The following is a 16,640-nucleotide window of genomic DNA, read 5'->3' on the forward strand; positions in this document are numbered from 1 at the left end:
ACACCCTCACATCCGGAAGACGCCGTAGCCGACCGGCTCCAGCGGTGCGTTGGCCGCGACCGACAGCCCGAGCCCCAGGACGCGCCGGGTGTCGAGCGGGTCGATCACTCCGTCGTCCCACAGCCGGGCCGTCGAGTAGTACGGGTTGCCCTGCGCCTCGTACTGCTCGCGGATCGGCGCCTTGAACCCTTCCTCGTCATCGGCGGGCCACTCCTCGCCGCGCGCCTCCATCTGGTCGCGGCGCACGGTGGCGAGGACGCTCGCCGCCTGCTCGCCGCCCATCACGGAGATGCGAGCGTTCGGCCACATCCACAGGAAGCGCGGCGAGTACGCCCGGCCGCACATCGCGTAGTTCCCGGCGCCGAACGAGCCGCCGATCACGACGGTGAACTTCGGGACGCGGGCGCAGGCGACGGCGGTCACCATCTTCGCGCCGTGCTTGGCGATGCCGCTCGCCTCGTACTCGCGGCCGACCATGAACCCGGTGATGTTCTGCAGGAACACCAGCGGGACGCTGCGCCGGTCGCACAGCTCGATGAAGTGCGCGCCCTTCTGCGCGGACTCGCCGAACAGGATGCCGTTGTTGGCGACGATCCCGACCGGGTGCCCGTGGATGCGCGCGAACCCGGTGACCAGCGTGGCGCCGTACTCCTTCTTGAACTCCTGGAAGCGGCTGCCGTCCACGATGCGGGCGATGACCTCGCGCACGTCGTAGGGGGTGCGGGAGTCCGGCGGGACGATCCCGTACAGCTCGGACGGGTCGGCGGCCGGCTCCTCCGGCGGCGCGACCTCCCACGGGCGCGGCTCGCGCGGCCCCAGCGTGCCGACGATGTCGCGGACGATCCGCAGCGCGTGCGCGTCGTCCTCGGCGAGGTGGTCGGTCACGCCGGAGGTGCGGGAGTGCAGCTCGCCGCCGCCCAGCTCCTCCGCCGTCACGACCTCGCCGGTCGCGGCCTTCACCAGCGGCGGCCCGCCCAGGAAGATCGTCCCCTGGCCGCGGACGATGACGGCCTCGTCGCTCATGGCCGGGACGTAGGCGCCGCCCGCCGTGCACGAGCCCAGCACCGCCGCGATCTGCGGGATGCCGCGGCCCGACATCGTGGCCTGGTTGTAGAAGATGCGGCCGAAGTGCTCGCGGTCGGGGAACACCTCGTCCTGCCGGGGCAGGAACGCGCCGCCGGAGTCGACCAGGTAGACGCAGGGCAGGCGGTTGTGGAGCGCCACCTCCTGCGCCCGCAGGTGCTTCTTCACCGTGACCGGGTAGTAGGTGCCGCCCTTGACCGTGGCGTCGTTGGCGACCACGACGCACTCGCGGCCGGAGACCCGCCCGACCCCGGTGATGATCCCGGCGCCCGGCGCCTCGTCCCCGTACATGCCGTTCGCGGCCAGCGGCGACAGCTCCAGGAAGGGCGAGCCGGGGTCCAGGAGCGTGTCGACCCGGTCGCGGGGGAGCAGCTTGCCGCGCGCCACGTGCCGCTCGCGGGCGCGCTCCGGTCCGCCGCGGCCCGCCCGGTCGACGCGGTCGCGCAGCTCCGCGACGAGCGCCTCGTTGTGCGCGGCGTTCGCCTTGAACGCCTCGCCCGCGACGTCGGCGCGCGAGCCGATCTCGGGTCCGCTCATGACCCCCCTTCCCGGTTAACGTTCATTAACAATGCCGATGTTAACGGTCGTTAACAACTCTAGTCTAGACTGGCCGCATGACGTCGCATCCGGCCGAGGCGCCGCCGGGCCCGCCCAATCCGCGCCGGGCCGAGATCCTCGGCGCCGCCGCCGAGCTGTTCGCGCGCCGCGGCTACCACGGGGCGTCCATCGGCGACCTCGGCCGGGCCGTCGGGCTCACCGGGCCCGCCCTCTACCGGCACTTCAGCGGCAAGGAGGCCGTGCTCGCCGAGATGCTCCTCGACATCAGCGAGCGGCTGCTCGCCGAGGGCGTCCGCCGCGCCGCCGACCCCGACCCCGGCCGCGCCCTGGACGCGCTGCTGCGCTGGCACATCGCGTTCGCCCTCGACAACCCCGCGCTGATCACCGTGCACGAGCGGGAGCTGGACAACGTCCCCGAGCCGCAGCGCCACCGCATCCGCCGGCTCCAGCGCGCCTACGTCGAGGAGTGGGTCGCCGTCCTGCGCCGCCTCGGCCCCCGGCTCCCGGACGACCGCACCCGCGCCGCCGTCCACGCCTGCTTCGGCCTGCTCAACTCCACCCCGCGCAGCGCCGCGCAGGGCCTCGACCGCGACGCGATGGGCGACCTCCTGCACGGCATGGCCCGCGCGGCCCTCGAACGCGCCCGCTGACCGGCCGCGGTCAGCAGGACGCCGTGCGCCCGTCGAGCGAGCGGCCCACGGCCCCGGCGAACGTCCTCGCGTCCGTCCCCGACCGGTCGAAGATCTTCTGCACGCAGCCGCGGAACGTACCGGTGAACGTGCTGTAGTGCGGCGTCACGGGACGGGGCTGCGCCCGGTCCAGCGCCTGCACCACGGCCTTCCCGAGGTCGGTCAGCTGCGCCTCGTCGAGTTCGACCTCCTCCGATTCGGCGCCGTCGGATCCGCCGCCGCCCGACTTGAGCGCCTGCTCGGCGGCGGAGCACGTCATCACCTTCACATCGGCCGCCGCGTGGTGCTCGGGGCTCAGGCCGAGCGCGCTGTAGCGTCCCGGCGCGAAGCCGCCGCACGCGAACAGCAGCCGCTGGCTGTCCGTTCCGCTCAGGTACTCCACGAGCTTGAGCGCGGCGTCCGGATGGGGGGAGTGCTTGGAGACGGCGAGGTTCTGACCGCCCAGGACGGTCGTGCCGGGCAGGGCGGCCACCGCGTACCGCAGGCGCTTCCCGGCCCGCATCCCCGGCTCGGTCGCGAGCGTGGAGAACGCGTAGGGCCAGTTCCGCATCAGCGGCGCCCCGGACAGGAACGCCTCCATGCTCTTCTGCTCGTCGTACGACCGCGACGCCGCCAGCGGCCAGCGCGCCGACCGGGGCTCGCGCACATGCGAGGCCATCCGCTCCAGCGCCGGGAACACCTTCTTCCGCAACTTCTCCTGGTCGGGGTGCTCCTCGCCGGTGAGCAGACGGCCGCCCCCGTCGTTCCACACCGCTTCGAGGGCGTTGACCGTCAGCCCCTCGTAGTCGCCGAGCTGCAACGCGGCCCCGGAATCGAGCAGGTTCGACCAGTTCTCCGGGGCCTGCACGCCGTCGCGGCGGTAGAGGAGCCCGACATCCACGTTGAACGGGACGGCGTACTGCTTGCCGTGCCACTGCCCGGTCTCCAGCGCGACGGGGAAGAAGTCGCTCCGCCTCCCGATGTCGTCGAGCGGCCGCAGGTAGCCGCCGGCGGCGAACTCCGCCGTCCAGGTGTTGTCCATGACCAGCACGTCGTAGCCGCAGCCGCCGGACTCCTCCATCGCCTTGATCTGGCTGTGCTGGGAGTCGGTGGACTCCGCGACCTCCACGAGCGTGGCGTGCGGGTTGCCCCCGGCGTTCCAGTCCCGGATCAGCTGCCGGCGCTGGTTGTTCAGGCTCACGTCGGTGCCGCCCGCGACGACCAGCTCCGAGCGGGCGCAGTCGGGCGCCAGGGCCCGGTAGCCGGAGGAGCCGGGCCACAGGACCAGCGCCGCCCCGCAGACCAGCACCGCCGCGGCCCCGCTCGCGGCGCCCAGCCAGGACGTCCGCTCCCGGGGCAGGAACCGTCGCCGCCGTCCCGTCATCGCCCTCCGTTCATCGCAGGTCGGAGAGGAGTTGCGCGGCCTGCTGCGGTTCCGGCGTCCGCGTCAGCGCCACGCACCCCGTGCCGTCCGCGGGGCCGAACGCGTCCGCGACCTCCTTGGCGGGGGAGGCGTCGCAGCCCGTCGGACCCGTCAGCACGACCGTCACCCGCACGTCCCGGTGCCGGTCGCGGAACCTCGCGGCCGCCTCGCGGATCGATCCGGGATCGCCGGATCCGCTGGACTGCCCGTCGGTGACGACGATCAGGTTCTTCGCCCCCTGGCCCAGCTCGGCCTTCCCGATCATGTCGCCGAGCGCGATGTCGCTCCCGGTGGTCGCGATCGCCTGGAGGTGGCTCGCGATCCGGTTCTTCTGCCGGGGGTCGGTCCCGGTGAGCCGGACGTTCTCCAGGGTGTAGGGGTCGACCGGCGACTTCTTCTCCGACGCCACCTGCAAGCCCGCGCTGTCATGGCTCTGGAGCTGGGCGACCAGGCTCTGCAGGAACGAGACCCCGCGCGCCAGCCGGGTGTCGCGGCCCACGGCCGGGCGGCTCATCGACCCCGACACGTCGAGCATGAGAGCCACGGAGATCGGGGGGCGCGCGCCGGCGACGCGTTCGAGGTTCGCGGCCACGTCCTGGCCGCCGCCGTTCGCGCCCACCGGGGCCAGCTGCGTCGGGACGATGTTGGAGCCGGCCTTCTTCCGCAGGGCCACCAGGTCGGGGCGGGCGGAGTCGCCCTCGTGCGCGGACGGCATGAGGCCCTGCGGGTCCCGGAAGCCCTGCTGGGTGAGGGGATGGTCGGCCAGCCACCGGTGGAACCGGGCGACGCCCTGGTCGCGCTCGCGCGTGTCCTGGCCGCGCCAGGTCACCTGGATGAAGGGGTAGTCGAGCGTCGGCAGGTCGGCCGCGTAGTACGGGTACAGCATCCACTCGCCGCCGGCGTCGGGCGCGTCTGCGGCGGCGCACTGCTCCTTGAGCCGTCCGGTGTCGTAGTCGCTGACGACCTGCTCCGGAACGGCGAAGGCGATGCGGTCCGGCGGACGGGAGCCCTGGCGGGCCTTGCACAGCAGGGTCACCGCGTCCGGCGCGACCAGGGCGGTGGGCGAGGCGAACTCCTCGTCCTGACGCGCGTCGCCCGGCAGCGCCTGGTAGAGGACGGGCGTCACCGCCAGCGCGGGAGCCGACGTCTCGGGGACGGGACGGGCGATGTTGCGCGGTCTCACGCCCGCCTCGGCGAAGCGCTGCAGCAGGGCGGCGGTGGACCGCTCCGGCGGCTTGAAGGCCGAGTACCTGACCCCGTACCTCCCGAATAACGCGAGGACCAGGGGCGACGACCCCAGCGAGCCGCGGGGCGTGAACATCGGGTCGACCTTGGCGGGCGGGCTCGGGCTCGGGGACCCGGCGGCGGCCACCTCGCGGACCTGGGCCGGGCTCTTCTCCACGTACTCGAACTCGGCCGTCGACGACGGTATCCAGACGTCGGGCTGCGGGCCGTAGAGCCGCTCGTCGGCCGGCGCGGGCGCCACCTCGCCGCTCGGGGGCTCGCTGCGCCGCCACAGCCGCCCGAACGCCTCGGAGAGCTGCACGAACTCCGGCTCCGGCGTGACGGTGACGGTGTACTCGCGGCAGCCCCGCTCCTCGCTGCCGGCCTCGAAGCCCTTCGCGGTGTCGCGCAGCGCGGAAAGCGCTTCCGGCGTGGTGACGACGCGCAGTTCCAGCGGCCGGCCGCATGGGCGTGCGTGCCCGGCCAGCGCGACGATGCCCGTCCCCGCGAGCAGGACCACCGCCATGGCCGCCGCCCCGGCGAGCGTCCACGCCACGGCCTCCGCGTTCCAGGGGAGCTTCTCGAAGACCCTCTTCAGCACGGCCCCCGCCCGCTGGGAGCGGAACAGCGCCACCGACAGCGCCACCGAGCCCGCCGCGATGGCCAGGGCGAGCAGCGCCAGCGTGAGGGTCTCCAGCCAGGCGAACGCGTTGATCAGTTTCACGATCAGGCCGGAGAGCACACCGAAGAGCAGACCGGGAATCGCCGCCTGCATGAGCCGGTCGAGCCGCGAACCAGAGTTCTCGTTGCCCGACTCACTCATTCCGGCTCCGTCGCCGAGGAAAGCACGCTCTTCCGTTCTTCGATCTGACGTCCAATGATAATTGCCCGGACGAGCAAGGTCATGGAAAACCGCTGTCCTGGATCGGACGATCTTCCCCATCGGGCGCGGGCCGGACACCGGCGGCCTTGACTGTCCCGGCGCCGCCCGGATCAGATGGTCGAACAGCATTCGGTTGTATGCCCCCCGGACGGAGGAGAGCCGCATGGGCGTCGAGGGTGTCGGCTTCTACGAGATCGCGCGCAACGACCCGGACCGCCCCGCCGTGCTGGCCCCCGGCGTACCGATGTCCTACGGCGAACTGCACGCCGAGGTGAACCGGCTCTCCAACGCGTTGACCGCGCTGGGGCTGGGGCCCGGCGACACGCTGGCGACCGTCCTCGGCAACCGGCCCGAGTTCCTGACCGTGCTGCTGGCGGCGGTCCAGTCGGGCCTGTACCTGGTCCCGGTGAGCCGCCACCTGACCGCGCCCGAGATCGGCTACATCCTGGGCGACAGCGGCGCCAAGGCCGTCATCACCGAGAGCGCGCTGGCGGAGGCGGTGGCGGACGCCGCCGACGAGGCCGGGGTTCCGGCCGAGGGCCGGGTGAGCGTCGACACCGGCGGCGGGCTCCGGTCGATGGCCGCGCTGTGCGCCTCCGGGAGCGCGGAGCCGCCCGCCAAGCGGCGCATGGGCTCGATCATGCTCTACACCTCCGGGACGACCGGGCGGCCCAAGGGCGTCCGGCGGCCCCTGCTCGACATCGCGCCCGAGGTGCTGATCGACATCATGCGGCGGACGCTGGGGCGGCACCTCGGGCTCGTCCCCGGCGACGAGGTCCACCTCGCCGTCGCGCCGCTCTACCACTCCGCGCCCTGCGTGCACGCGATGATGGCGCTGAACCTCGGCCACGCCGTCGTCGTCGCCCCGCGGTTCCACCCCGAGCACACCCTGGAGCTGATCCAGCGGCACGGCGTCACCAACGCGTTCATGGTGCCGACGATGTTCCACCGGATGCTGGCCCTGCCCGACGACGTCCGCGCCCGGTACGACCTGTCGACGCTGCGCCAGGTGTACCACAGCGCCGCGCCCGTCCCCGTGGAGACCAAGCAGAGGATGATGGACTGGTGGGGGCCCGTCCTCTACGAGTACTACGGCTCCACCGAGAGCGGCGCGGTCGTCGTCGCGGCCCCGCACGACTGGCTCGCCCGCCCCGGGACGGTCGGACGCGCGGTCGACGGCGTGCAGATCAAGATCCTCGACCCGGAGGGCGCCGAGCTGCCGCCGGGGGAGATCGGCCTCATCTACGCGTCGGGGCAGCCCGGGTTCGAGTACCACGGCGACCCGGACAAGACCGCCGCCGCGATGCGGGGCGAGTACTACACCCCCGGCGACCTCGGCCGCCTCGACGAGGACGGCTGGCTCTACATGAGCGACCGCCGCACCGACCTCATCATCTCCGGCGGGGTGAACATCTACCCCGCCGAGGTCGAGTCGGTCCTGCTCCAGCACCCGGCGGTCGGTGACGTCGCCGTCATCGGCATTCCGGACGACGACTGGGGGCAGCGCGTCGTCGCGCTCGTCGAACCCGCCGAGGGCGCCGCCCCGGGGGACGCCCTCGCCGCCGAACTGCTCGCGCACTGCGCGCCCCGGCTGGCGCGGATCAAGCACCCCCGGCAGGTGGAGTTCCGCGAATCGCTGCCGCGGACGCCGTCCGGCAAGCTCAGCCGCCGCAGCGTGCGGGAGGCCTACCTGCGGGAACAGAAGGGCTGACGCCGCCGGGAGGGGACGGAGAGAACTCGTCGCCGCGAACGTCGAACGCCTCCGGGCGTCCGTGCGTACAACGGCACATGAAAGACCTGAAGGTCGCCCCCCTCGACAACGTCGCCCCGACCCCCGCCGCCCCGACGCAGACCGACCTTCCCGTCATCACCGACCCCGCCGCCTACGCCGAGGCGGAGGAGCCGGCGGCCCGCGCGGACCCGGCGGGCCCGCGGGCGGCCTCCGACGCGCCGCCGGACGCCCCGGCCGGGGCGGGGCAGGCGCCCGCCCCCGAAGACGACCGCGCCGGGATCGCACGCCTCGGTGACCCGGTCGCGGTCTGGCCGTGCGCCGGCTGCGGACGGCCCGTGCCGCAGCCGGTGCGCGGCGCCCGCACCGTCCGCTACTGCCAGGACGGCGACGGCGCGTGCGAGCGGGCCGCGCGCGAGAGCCGGGAGCGCGGACTGGAGTCGCCCGGCCTCACCGGCCAGGTCGCCTGGACGTGGGAGATGGTCGACCGGCTGGAGGGCCTCGCCGACCGGCTCGCAGGCTCGCTGGTGTCCGAGCTGAGCGTCGCGGGCGTCGAGCGGCGGATCGCCGAGGCCCGCGCCGAGGCCGCCGGGCACGTGGCGATCGCGCAGCGCGAGCGCGACGCGTCCCAGCGGCAGGCCGAGGTGGCGTGGCGGGAGACCGCGACCGCCCGCGCCCGCGCCGAGGCCGCCGAGCAGGAGGCGGCCTCCGCCCGCGCCGAGGCCGAGCGGCTCGCCGCCGAGCGGGACGCCGCGCGGCGCGAACGCCAGGAGGCGAGGGACGAGGCCGACGGCGCGGGGGCCGCCCGGCTCGCCGCCGAGCGCGAGCGCGACCGCATGGCGGCCCGGGAGGGCGAACTGCTCGCCTCCCTGGAGAGCGCCCGCTCGGAACTCGTCGCCCTGCACGGGCGGCTGTCGGAGGCCGAGACCCTCGTCGAGGGGCAGCGCGTCGAGGCCGCCGCGGCCGTCCGCGCCGCCGAGGACCTGCGCTCCGCCGTCCGCGACGCCGAGGCCAAACGGGGGCAGGCCGTCGCCGATCGCGACCAGATCCAGGCGCGGGCCCGCGAGCTGGAGCAGCACAACTGGCAGCTCACCCGCGCCGCCGAGGAGCTGCGCGCCGCGGTGAAGGCGCTGACCGCCGAGCGGGACGCCGCCCGGGCCGAGGCCGAGCGCGCGCGCCGCCGCGTCGACGCGCTCACCGCGCTGTCGGAGGGGCGCGCCGACCCGGCCGCGACGGGGCCGCGCCCGGGCGTGGACCGCGAGCCGCCGACCGGGCTGCACTCCCTGCCCCCGATGGGCGGGTCCCTGCTGGACGGGGGCGACCCGCTCGCCACCGACCCGCTGCACCGCAACGACTACAACGGCTACGGACACGGAGGACACAGCGGGATCAACGGACATCGCCTTCCCCACGCCGGCTGATCGCCTGCCGGCCACGCGACGCACAGGTAGGAGGTGAGGCCTGACCCCCACACTGCACTGGCCCTGAGACCGGCCGCCGTACCGCACCGGGGTGGTACGGCGGCCGGTGCTAGGCAGTGTTCGAAAGTCCCGGCCCACTGCGCTCGCCTGGTGGCTCGCTACGTGACCGGGCCTGGGCGAACGCGGCATCGCTTCGCGATCTGCCCGGTTCCGCTCGCCTTCGGCTTCGCCGCACCGGGCAGGTCACGCGTTCACGCGCGTGGCCGAGGCCACTTCGGGACCTAGCCGCGCGCCTCCAGACGGGCGGTGTAGTCGAGGGCGCCGGCGCGGACGGCGGCGTGCACGGCCCGGGCGATCCGCGAACCCCAGGTGGAGCGGGGTCCCGCGAAGACCTCCTGCTCCCCGCGGGTCGTGGCCGCGACGCAGATCGCGTCGGACGCCGTGCCCGTGCACGGGAAGCCCGCCTCCAGCAGCGCCTGGGTCTTGGCCTCAGTGGCGGTGACGACCGCGTTGACCAGCGCCGCGTCGCTCATCGGGACGGGAACGGCGACCACGATGTTGATCGTTCCGGGCGTCCGGGCGTGCGTCCCGTCCCCCTCCAGCGGGGCCAGTTCCGGGTCGGGCGTCCCGGCGGGGGACGCCGCCCACGTCGGCACGCGCAGCCCGACCGTCGCCGACACGCTCACGCCCTCGTCGTCCCGCCGCACCGTGCGCGCGACCGAGGCCGCCGTGAGCATCCCGACGCCGGGGCCCTCCAGCCCGTGCGCGGCCGCGAGCTCGGAGAGGTGCGCGACCGGGTCGGTCCGCGCGTACGCGCCCGGCACCTGCGCGTTCAGCACCCAGCGGGCCGGGCCGATGCCGCCGCCCAGCATCGCCGAGGAGATCATCCGATGGCCGGGGCCGGCCCGCCACACGGTCGAGGCGAGCCGCCGGCCGTCCTCCTCGCGCCACACCGTCTCGAGGTTCACGGGCGCTCCAGCGACAGGACCGGCCGGCCGCCCGGCCCCGGGGTGACGACCACGCGGGCGTCGAAGTGCTTCTCGACGGTGTCGCGGGTGAGGACCAGGTCGGGCGGGCCGGCCGCCGCCACCCGGCCCTCCGAGACGAGGACGAGCCCGTCGGCGTACTGCCCGGCGAGCGTCAGGTCGTGGATGGTGGTCACCACGGTCAGCCCGTCGGACAGCCGCAGCCGGTCGATCAGCTCCATCACCTGCTGCTGGTGGCCGATGTCGAGCGCCGTCGTCGGCTCGTCCAGCAGCAGCACCGACGTCTGCTGCGCGAGGGCGCGGGCCAGCACCACGCGCTGCCGCTCCCCGCCGGAGAGGTGGTCCAGCGGGCGGGCCGCGAACGGGGTGAGGCCCAGGCGGTCGAGGACCTCTCTGGTGACGGCGCGGTCGCGGGCGCTCTCCCGGCCCAGATGCGGGATGTAGGGGGAGCGGCCCAGCAGGGTGTAGTCGAACACCGTCATGCCCACCGGAAGGTTCGGGCTCTGCGGGGCGTAGGCGACGAGCCGGGCGCGCTGCCTCGGCTTGAGCGACTGCAGGTCCGCATCCGCGAGGGTGATCTCGCCATGGGACGGCACCAGGCCGAGGACCGCGCGCAGCAGCGTCGACTTCCCCGCGCCGTTCGGCCCGATGACCGCCGTCCACGACCCGGCCGGGACGTCCAGCGACACGCCCTTCAGCACCTGCCGCCCGCCGAGCGCGACATCGAGGCCCCGCACCGAGACTGTCATGTGTCCACCTGCCTGCGGGAGGCGCGCAGCACCGCGACGAAGAACGGCCCGCCGACGAACGCCGTCACCACGCCCAGCGGCACCTCACCCGGACTGATCACCGTCCGCGCCACGAGGTCGGCGACCTCCAGGAACGCCGCGCCGCCGAGCAGCGACAGCGGAAGCACGATCCGGTACGACCCCCCCGCCAGCCGCCGCACGATGTGCGGCACGACGATGCCGACGAAGGCGATCAACCCGCTCACCGCCACCGCCGACGCCGTCGCCAGCGACGCCGCCACGAGCACCGTCAGCCGGACCCGCGCCGCCGACAGGCCGAGCGACGCGGCCTCCTCGTCGCCGACGCTCAGCACGTCCAGCAGCCGGCCGTGCGCGAGGAGGACCACGGTGGACACCAGCGCGTACGGGAAGACGAGCGCGAGCTGGTGCCAGTCGGCCGACCCGACCCCGCCGAGGATCCAGGAGTAGATCCGCTGCAGCTCCTCCGACTTCATCTGCTGGATGAGCGTCTGCACCGCGGCGAGGAACGACGAGACAGCGACGCCGGCCAGGACCAGCGTCGCCGTCCCGTTCCCGCGCCCGGTGGCGGCGCTGCCCAGCAGGTAGGCCAGGGCCACCCCGCCGATCGCGCCGACGAAGGCCGCGAGCGGCACCCCGTACCCGGGGTCGCCCGGCACCAGCGCGATGACCAGCGTGGCCCCGACCCCGGCGCCCGCCGCCGCGCCGAGCAGGTACGGGTCGGCGAGCGGGTTGCGGAACACCCCCTGGTACCCGGCGCCCGCGACGGCGAGCATCCCGCCGACCAGCGCCGCCATCAGGGCCCTCGGCACCCGGAGCTGGAACAGCACGTTCTCGTCGATGACGCCGAACCCGCTGTCGACGCTGACGAACGGGATCCTGTCGGCCAGCGCCTTCAGGACCCCGCCGACCGACAGCCCGGCCGACCCGACCAGCACCCCCGCCAGCAGGGCCGCCAGCAGCAGCCCGGCCGCCGCCACCAGTGGCAGCGCCCGCAGCTTGGCCTGGCTCCCGTCCCGTGAGCCGTCGTCCCCGGGCCGCAGCCGACGCCTGCTCACGGCCGGGCGTCCTCGGCGGAAGCGGTCACTGAACCTTCTGGACCGCGTCGCCGATCGCCTTGACGAACTCCGCCAGGCGCGGCCCCCAGCGGGAGGCGATGTCGTCGTCGAGTTCCACCACGCCGCCGTGCCCGACCGCGTCCAGGTCGGACCAGCCGGGGCGCTTGGCGAGGGAGGCGGCGCTCTGCCCGCAGCACTTGGTGTCGGCCAGGAAGATCAGGTCGGGGTCCTGCTTGAGCAGGTACTCGCGGGACAGCTGCGGGTAGCCGCCGGACGCCTTGTCCGCCCTGTCGGCGATGTTCTGCAGGCCGAACAGCCCGTACACCTGGCCGACGAACGTCTTGGACGTCACCGAGTGAAGCTGGTTGTCCAGCTCGTGGTAGTAGGTGAGGCCCTTGGCCTTGGCCGACGCGGCGACCGTCTTCTGGATGTCGGCGCGCATGCCGTCGGTGACCTTCTTCGCCTCGGCCGCGTGGCCGGTCGCCTGCCCGAGGTCGTTGATCTCGTCGTACGCCTCGTCCAGGTTCGCGGCCGCCGGCTCCAGCAGGACGGGGACCTTCACCTTCCCCAGCGCCTTGACGATGCCGTCCAGGTCGTCGGACAGCACGACGAGGTCCGGCTTGTACGCGATGATCGCCTCGGCGTTGGGCTTGAAGCCCGACAGCTTCGTCCGCGGGGCGTTGGCCGGGTGGTTGGAGTAGTCGTCCACGGCGACCACCTGCGACCCGGCGCCGATGGCGAAGAGCGTCTCGGTGTGCGTGGGGGAGAGGGACACGATGCGCTTGGGCTTGGCCGGGACGGACACCGCCCCGTTGGCGGCCTGGACGGTGACGGACGCCCCGTCCTGCGTGCCGCCGGACTTGCCGTCGCCGCCGCCGCATGCGGCGGCGAAGGTGACGACGCCGATGGCCATCACCGCGCCCAAGGTGCGTACGGGTCTCACAAGAGCCTCCTGGCTGGAGGGAAGCCGCGGCCCGTTCAGGACGGATCGCCCTTCCACGAGGTCGACAATCGTCGGCGCGCGAGGAGGCGACCTGGCTCGGCCACTTCGAGAGGGGCACCACAGTTGCGGGACAGCGCCGGATTTTCCACCGGACTTCGCTCCAGGCGCGCAGCATCGCAACGGTATCAGCCACCGAATGCTGATCTGTCGGGTTGTGCGGAGTGAGTACTCACTTCGGTATTGACGGAGTGAGTACTCACTCCGTACCGTGGCGGGCATGGAGCAGAAGACCAGGCGGCGCGCCCCCGGGATGAGCCCGGAGCAGCGCCGCGAAATGATCATCCGGACCGCCCTGCCGCTCGTCGCCGAGCACGGCACGGCCGTCACCACCGCGCAGATCGCCCGCGCCGCCGGCATCGGCGAGGCGACCATCTTCCGCGTGTTCGCCGACAAGGACGAGTTGCTGGACGCCTGCGTCGCCGAAGCGCTGCGGACCGACCACGTCCTCGCGGAGATCGGCGCCATCCCGCTCGACCAGCCGCTGCCCGCGCGGCTCGCCGAGGCCGCCGCCGCGATCGACGCCTACCTCGCCCGCATGGGCCTGGTGCTCGGCACCCTGCACGCCACCGGGCGGCGCGAGCGCCGCGCGCCCGGGGAAGGCGAGCCGGGCCCCGACCGCGCCGCCTCCATGGTTCAGACCTGCGAGGCGCTCGCCGAGCTGTTCGAGCCCGAACGCGACCGGCTGCGCCTGCCCGTCGAGCAGGTGGCGAGCCTCTTCATGGGCTTCGTGTTCAGCCGCGGCCGCGGCGCCGGCCCGGGCGCACCGGGCCCGTCCGTCGAGGAGTACCTGGACGTCTTCCTGCACGGCGCTCTCAAGGAAGGGGACGCCGCGTGACGATCACCCTGAACCACGCGATCGTGACGGCCGCCGACAACGACGAGGCCGCCCGCTTCTTCGCCGCCGTCATGGGCCTGGAGTACACCGGCGCGCACCCGCACGCGCGGCACTTCGTCCCGATCCGCGTGAACGAGGGCCTCACCCTCGACTTCCTGACCGTCGCCTACCCGCAGGGCCACCACCTGGCCTTCGACGTGGACGCGGTCACCTTCGACACGATCGTGGAACGCCTCGACGCCCGCGAGATCCCCTACGGCGACGGCCCCGCCCACGCCGACAACGGCCGCGTGGACGAGGACCACCCGCTCGGCGGCCGCGGCGTCTACTTCTCCGACGCCAGCGGCAACCTCTACGAGCTCATCTCCCCGCGACCGACTTGAGGAAGTCCCGGGTGCGCCGGTCGCCCGGCATGTACTCGGCGGCGACGAAGTCCGTGACGCCCGCCTTCGCCAGCTCCTCCAGCTTCGCCGCGACCGCGTCCTCGTCCCCGACGATCGCGAGGTCCTTCGGCCCTTCCACGCCCTCCCGGTCCATCATCGCCCGGTAGGACGGCAGGACCCCGTACACCTCGAACGTCTCCGCGGCCTGCTCCCGCGCGCGCTCCACCTCGCCGGTGACGCACACGGGCAGGACGCACACGACGCGCGGCGCGTCCCGTCCGGCCGCCTCGGCCGCCGCCGTGATGGTCGGCACGATGTGCTCGCGGACGGTGACGGGCCCGGTCATCCACAGCACCGTCCCGTCCGCGCGCTCGGCCGCCAGCTTCAGCATCTTCGGGCCGAGCGCCGCCAGGAGCAGCGGCACCCGCCCCTCGTTGGGCACGCTCAACCCGATGTGGCCGCGCACCGTCTCGCCCGTGAAGGAGGCGTTCTCCCCGGCCAGCAGCGGCGCCAGCACTGACAGGTACTCGTCCATGTGCCGGAGCGGCCGGCCGTAGTCGTACCCGTACATGTCCTCGATGACGATCTTGTGGGACAGCCCGATGCCGAGCGTGAACCGCCCCTGCAATGCGAGGGCGGTCGTCCTCGCCTGCTGCGCCAGCACGGCCGGGTGGCGCGGATACGTCGGGACCACCGCCGTCCCAAGCTCGATCCCCGGCACCCCGCTGCCCGCCACGGCCAGCGCGGTGAGCGCGTCCACCCCGAAGATCTGCGACATCCAGGCGGAGGAGAAGCCGTCGTCCGCCGCGCGGCGCGCGTCGTCGGCCAGCTTGCCCAGCGCCTCGACCCCGCCCCGCTCGTTAAGCAGAACCCCAACCCGCACAAGGACCTCCTCTAGAGATGATCAGATCCTTACACAGTTCCCCACCGCCCGAGCGGAGAAGCCGGAGCGTGTCCGGGCTCGTCGGGCCGGGCGCACCGGGCGACGCCGACGGGCCCGGCATCGGGCTGATGCCGGGCCCGTCGTCCGCGGTCAGGATCCGGCGGGGAGGCGGTCGGCGACCTTGACCTGGAGGACGGTGGTCTTCACCTCTCCGGCGCCGCTCTCCGGCTCGGAGGTCCGGTCGCCGCCGACGGGGCGGGGCTTCAGATCGAGGTAGCGGCTGCCGAGGAAGCGGTAGGTGGAGCGGTCGAACATCAGCTCCAGCCGGCCGCCGCCGGAGTCCTGGGACAGGGCGACGGCGGGACGGCCGAGGGCGTCGGTCGCGTGCTCGTCCACCCTGACCCGCGGGACGTCGCTGAGGAACTCGAAGACCTCGGCGCGCAGTCTCGGGGGCAGGTAGTCGCCGACGAGCTCGCCGACCCCGTACCAGTCCCACTCCCCGAACGGCCTGCCGCGGCCCGGGGTGGCGGAGGGGGCGGGCGTGTGCGCCTTGACCTGGGGCTTCCAATGCTCGATCAGCCCCGGCAGCTCACGCACCAGCCACAGATGACTGCCCGGACGGGGAACGGGCGCGCTCTCGTCCTGGACGGGGATAGGGGAGTCGCAGACATTGGCTCCCGGCCTGCGGCAGGGTTCGCGCAGCAGCCCCGGCTTGGAGCCGTCGACCGACACCCAGCGCTCCCGCGTCTCCTTGCCCGCGGACTTGCCCGGAGCGACCTTCCCCGGCCCCCAGGCGACGACGGACCGGACGTAGAGGTACTGGCCGGGACGGGGGTGCAGCTCGGGCTCCAGGCGGGCGGTGGCGGCCGCCCGGGTCAGCACCTCGTGGGCGCTGACCGGCCGGATCTCGCGGGGGCCGTCGTCCGAGCCCTGCGCCGCGACCACCACGGCCCCGGCGGCCGCCACCGCGCCGGCCAGAGCGACCGCCGGCAGGCCCCTGGACCGCCGGGGCCGCGGGCTGCGGCGCCGGTCGTCCCCGGTGAGGGCGACCAGCCGGGCCCGGCCCTCGGCCAGGACCTCCGGGCTCGGCGGGGCCACCTCGTCGTACATGCGGTGGAGTTCACCCATGGAACTGCTCCTCTCCCATGTCAAGGGGGTCGATCCCGCCGAGCGCCTCGCGCATCCTGGTGCGGGCGCGGCTGAGCCGGGAATGGACGGTGCCGGTGGCGATGCCGAGGGCCGTGCCGATCTCGGCCGGGGACAGGTCTCCGGACGCGGTCAGCAGCAGCACGTCCCGCTGCCCGCGGTTCAGGCGGCGCAGCGCGTCGGCCAGTCGCGGCCGGGTGCCCTGGGCGGCCACCCGGTCCGCCACCCCCTCGTCGGCCGAGCCCGCGGCGGGGCCGGCTCCGGTGCGGGCCACAGCCCGCCAGAACCGCATCTCGCGGCGGCGGTGCTGGTTGATCAGGTTGGTGGCGATCCCGTACAGCCAGGGCAGCGCGTTCAGGCGCTCCGGGTCGTAGCGGTCGCGCTGCCGGAACGCCTGCAGGAACGTCTCGGCCATCAGGTCGTCGGCCAGATCGCGCCCGAGCCGCCGGGCGAGGTACCGGTGGATCGCCGGGGCGTGCCGGTCGTACAGCCCGGCGAACGCCTCCGGATCCCGCCGGGACCTCTCGATGATCGCCTTGTCGCTGTGCTGGTGCACCTCGGCGGTCACCGCGGTTTCATCCTCGTCATCG

Annotated in this window: 15 protein-coding genes; 5 read left to right on the top strand and 10 right to left on the bottom strand. The window is 73.9% G+C overall.

Annotation, left to right across the window (positions count from 1 at the left end):
• Window positions 1-6: 6 nt before the first annotated feature.
• On the bottom strand, window positions 7-1,620 hold the full coding sequence (locus ABWI07_RS14115) for a carboxyl transferase domain-containing protein (RefSeq protein ID WP_353818783.1): 1,614 nt from the start codon (window positions 1,618-1,620) through the stop codon (window positions 7-9).
• 77 nt (window positions 1,621-1,697) lie between these two features.
• On the opposite strand from ABWI07_RS14115, the gene ABWI07_RS14120 reads away from it, so the two are divergent.
• Window positions 1,698-2,291: a TetR/AcrR family transcriptional regulator gene (locus tag ABWI07_RS14120; RefSeq protein ID WP_353818784.1), complete on the top strand. Its 594-nt coding sequence runs from the start codon at window positions 1,698-1,700 to the stop codon at window positions 2,289-2,291.
• Window positions 2,292-2,301: 10 nt separating this feature from the next.
• Here the strand turns inward: ABWI07_RS14120 and ABWI07_RS14125 are convergent, their stop codons facing one another.
• Together ABWI07_RS14125 and ABWI07_RS14130 are read right to left on the bottom strand one after the other, a co-directional pair.
• Entirely contained in the window at window positions 2,302-3,693 is a 1,392-nt protein-coding gene (locus tag ABWI07_RS14125) for an extracellular solute-binding protein (protein ID WP_353818785.1), read from the bottom strand.
• 10 nt (window positions 3,694-3,703) lie between these two features.
• A complete protein-coding gene (locus ABWI07_RS14130; protein WP_353818786.1) occupies window positions 3,704-5,779 on the bottom strand; it encodes a vWA domain-containing protein in 2,076 nt (691 codons plus the stop codon).
• Window positions 5,780-6,002: 223 nt separating this feature from the next.
• On the opposite strand from ABWI07_RS14130, the gene ABWI07_RS14135 reads away from it, so the two are divergent.
• Together ABWI07_RS14135 and ABWI07_RS14140 are read left to right on the top strand one after the other, a co-directional pair.
• Entirely contained in the window at window positions 6,003-7,550 is a 1,548-nt protein-coding gene (locus ABWI07_RS14135) for an AMP-binding protein (RefSeq protein ID WP_353818787.1), read from the top strand.
• A gap of 77 nt (window positions 7,551-7,627) precedes the next feature.
• Window positions 7,628-8,989 (top strand): chromosome segregation ATPase, encoded by a 1,362-nt coding sequence (locus ABWI07_RS14140; protein ID WP_149257105.1) that lies wholly within the window; start codon window positions 7,628-7,630, stop codon window positions 8,987-8,989.
• Window positions 8,990-9,270: 281 nt separating this feature from the next.
• Here the strand turns inward: ABWI07_RS14140 and ABWI07_RS14145 are convergent, their stop codons facing one another.
• The 4 genes from ABWI07_RS14145 to ABWI07_RS14160 form a co-directional block, all read right to left on the bottom strand.
• Window positions 9,271-9,957 carry an adenosylcobinamide amidohydrolase gene (locus ABWI07_RS14145; RefSeq protein WP_353818788.1) on the bottom strand — a complete coding sequence of 229 codons (687 nt, stop codon included), beginning with the start codon at window positions 9,955-9,957 and terminating at the stop codon, window positions 9,271-9,273.
• Window positions 9,954-10,724 carry an ABC transporter ATP-binding protein gene (locus tag ABWI07_RS14150; RefSeq protein WP_353818789.1) on the bottom strand — a complete coding sequence of 257 codons (771 nt, stop codon included), beginning with the start codon at window positions 10,722-10,724 and terminating at the stop codon, window positions 9,954-9,956. The genes ABWI07_RS14145 and ABWI07_RS14150 overlap by 4 nt, the downstream gene beginning before the upstream one ends.
• Entirely contained in the window at window positions 10,721-11,740 is a 1,020-nt protein-coding gene (locus ABWI07_RS14155) for a FecCD family ABC transporter permease (protein WP_353818906.1), read from the bottom strand. The genes ABWI07_RS14150 and ABWI07_RS14155 overlap by 4 nt, the downstream gene beginning before the upstream one ends.
• Window positions 11,741-11,825: 85 nt before the next feature.
• A complete protein-coding gene (locus tag ABWI07_RS14160; protein WP_353818790.1) occupies window positions 11,826-12,743 on the bottom strand; it encodes an ABC transporter substrate-binding protein in 918 nt (305 codons plus the stop codon).
• A 277-nt stretch (window positions 12,744-13,020) separates the two neighbouring features.
• Here ABWI07_RS14160 and ABWI07_RS14165 point away from each other — a divergent pair, with 277 nt between their 5' ends.
• Both ABWI07_RS14165 and ABWI07_RS14170 read left to right on the top strand, forming a co-directional pair.
• The gene (locus ABWI07_RS14165) at window positions 13,021-13,638 is read left to right on the top strand and encodes a TetR/AcrR family transcriptional regulator (RefSeq protein ID WP_235036509.1); all 618 of its coding nucleotides are present in this window, start codon (window positions 13,021-13,023) and stop codon (window positions 13,636-13,638) included.
• On the top strand, window positions 13,635-14,021 hold the full coding sequence (locus ABWI07_RS14170) for a VOC family protein (RefSeq protein ID WP_353818791.1): 387 nt from the start codon (window positions 13,635-13,637) through the stop codon (window positions 14,019-14,021). The genes ABWI07_RS14165 and ABWI07_RS14170 overlap by 4 nt, the downstream gene beginning before the upstream one ends.
• On the opposite strand, the gene ABWI07_RS14175 is transcribed toward ABWI07_RS14170, so the two are convergent.
• The 3 genes from ABWI07_RS14175 to ABWI07_RS14185 form a co-directional block, all read right to left on the bottom strand.
• Window positions 13,999-14,904: an LLM class F420-dependent oxidoreductase gene (locus ABWI07_RS14175; RefSeq protein ID WP_149257102.1), complete on the bottom strand. Its 906-nt coding sequence runs from the start codon at window positions 14,902-14,904 to the stop codon at window positions 13,999-14,001. The two genes, ABWI07_RS14170 and ABWI07_RS14175, sit on opposite strands and share 23 nt — an antisense overlap.
• Before the next feature lie 150 nt (window positions 14,905-15,054).
• Window positions 15,055-16,032, bottom strand: coding sequence for a CU044_5270 family protein (locus tag ABWI07_RS14180; protein ID WP_353818792.1), 978 nt, complete (start codon window positions 16,030-16,032; stop codon window positions 15,055-15,057).
• Window positions 16,025-16,618, bottom strand: coding sequence for an RNA polymerase sigma factor (locus ABWI07_RS14185; protein WP_353818793.1), 594 nt, complete (start codon window positions 16,616-16,618; stop codon window positions 16,025-16,027). Before ABWI07_RS14185 ends, ABWI07_RS14180 begins: the two co-directional genes overlap by 8 nt.
• Window positions 16,619-16,640: the final 22 nt, after the last annotated feature.

Source organism: Actinomadura sp. NPDC000600 (genome assembly GCF_040492135.1).
In the GTDB taxonomy this organism is placed as follows: domain Bacteria; phylum Actinomycetota; class Actinomycetes; order Streptosporangiales; family Streptosporangiaceae; genus Spirillospora.

What these genes read in the sequence shown, in the direction of transcription:
- ABWI07_RS14130 (WP_353818786.1), bottom strand. Translation starts at nt 5,779, where the DNA reads ATGAGTGAGTCGGGCAACGAGAACTCTGGTTCGCGGCTCGACCGGCTC.
- ABWI07_RS14140 (WP_149257105.1), top strand. Translation starts at nt 7,628, where the DNA reads ATGAAAGACCTGAAGGTCGCCCCCCTCGACAACGTCGCCCCGACCCCC.
- ABWI07_RS14115 (WP_353818783.1), bottom strand. Translation starts at nt 1,620, where the DNA reads ATGAGCGGACCCGAGATCGGCTCGCGCGCCGACGTCGCGGGCGAGGCG.
- ABWI07_RS14165 (WP_235036509.1), top strand. Translation starts at nt 13,021, where the DNA reads ATGGAGCAGAAGACCAGGCGGCGCGCCCCCGGGATGAGCCCGGAGCAG.
- ABWI07_RS14180 (WP_353818792.1), bottom strand. Translation starts at nt 16,032, where the DNA reads ATGGGTGAACTCCACCGCATGTACGACGAGGTGGCCCCGCCGAGCCCG.
- ABWI07_RS14135 (WP_353818787.1), top strand. Translation starts at nt 6,003, where the DNA reads ATGGGCGTCGAGGGTGTCGGCTTCTACGAGATCGCGCGCAACGACCCG.
- ABWI07_RS14125 (WP_353818785.1), bottom strand. Translation starts at nt 3,693, where the DNA reads ATGACGGGACGGCGGCGACGGTTCCTGCCCCGGGAGCGGACGTCCTGG.
- ABWI07_RS14150 (WP_353818789.1), bottom strand. Translation starts at nt 10,724, where the DNA reads ATGACAGTCTCGGTGCGGGGCCTCGATGTCGCGCTCGGCGGGCGGCAG.
- ABWI07_RS14120 (WP_353818784.1), top strand. Translation starts at nt 1,698, where the DNA reads ATGACGTCGCATCCGGCCGAGGCGCCGCCGGGCCCGCCCAATCCGCGC.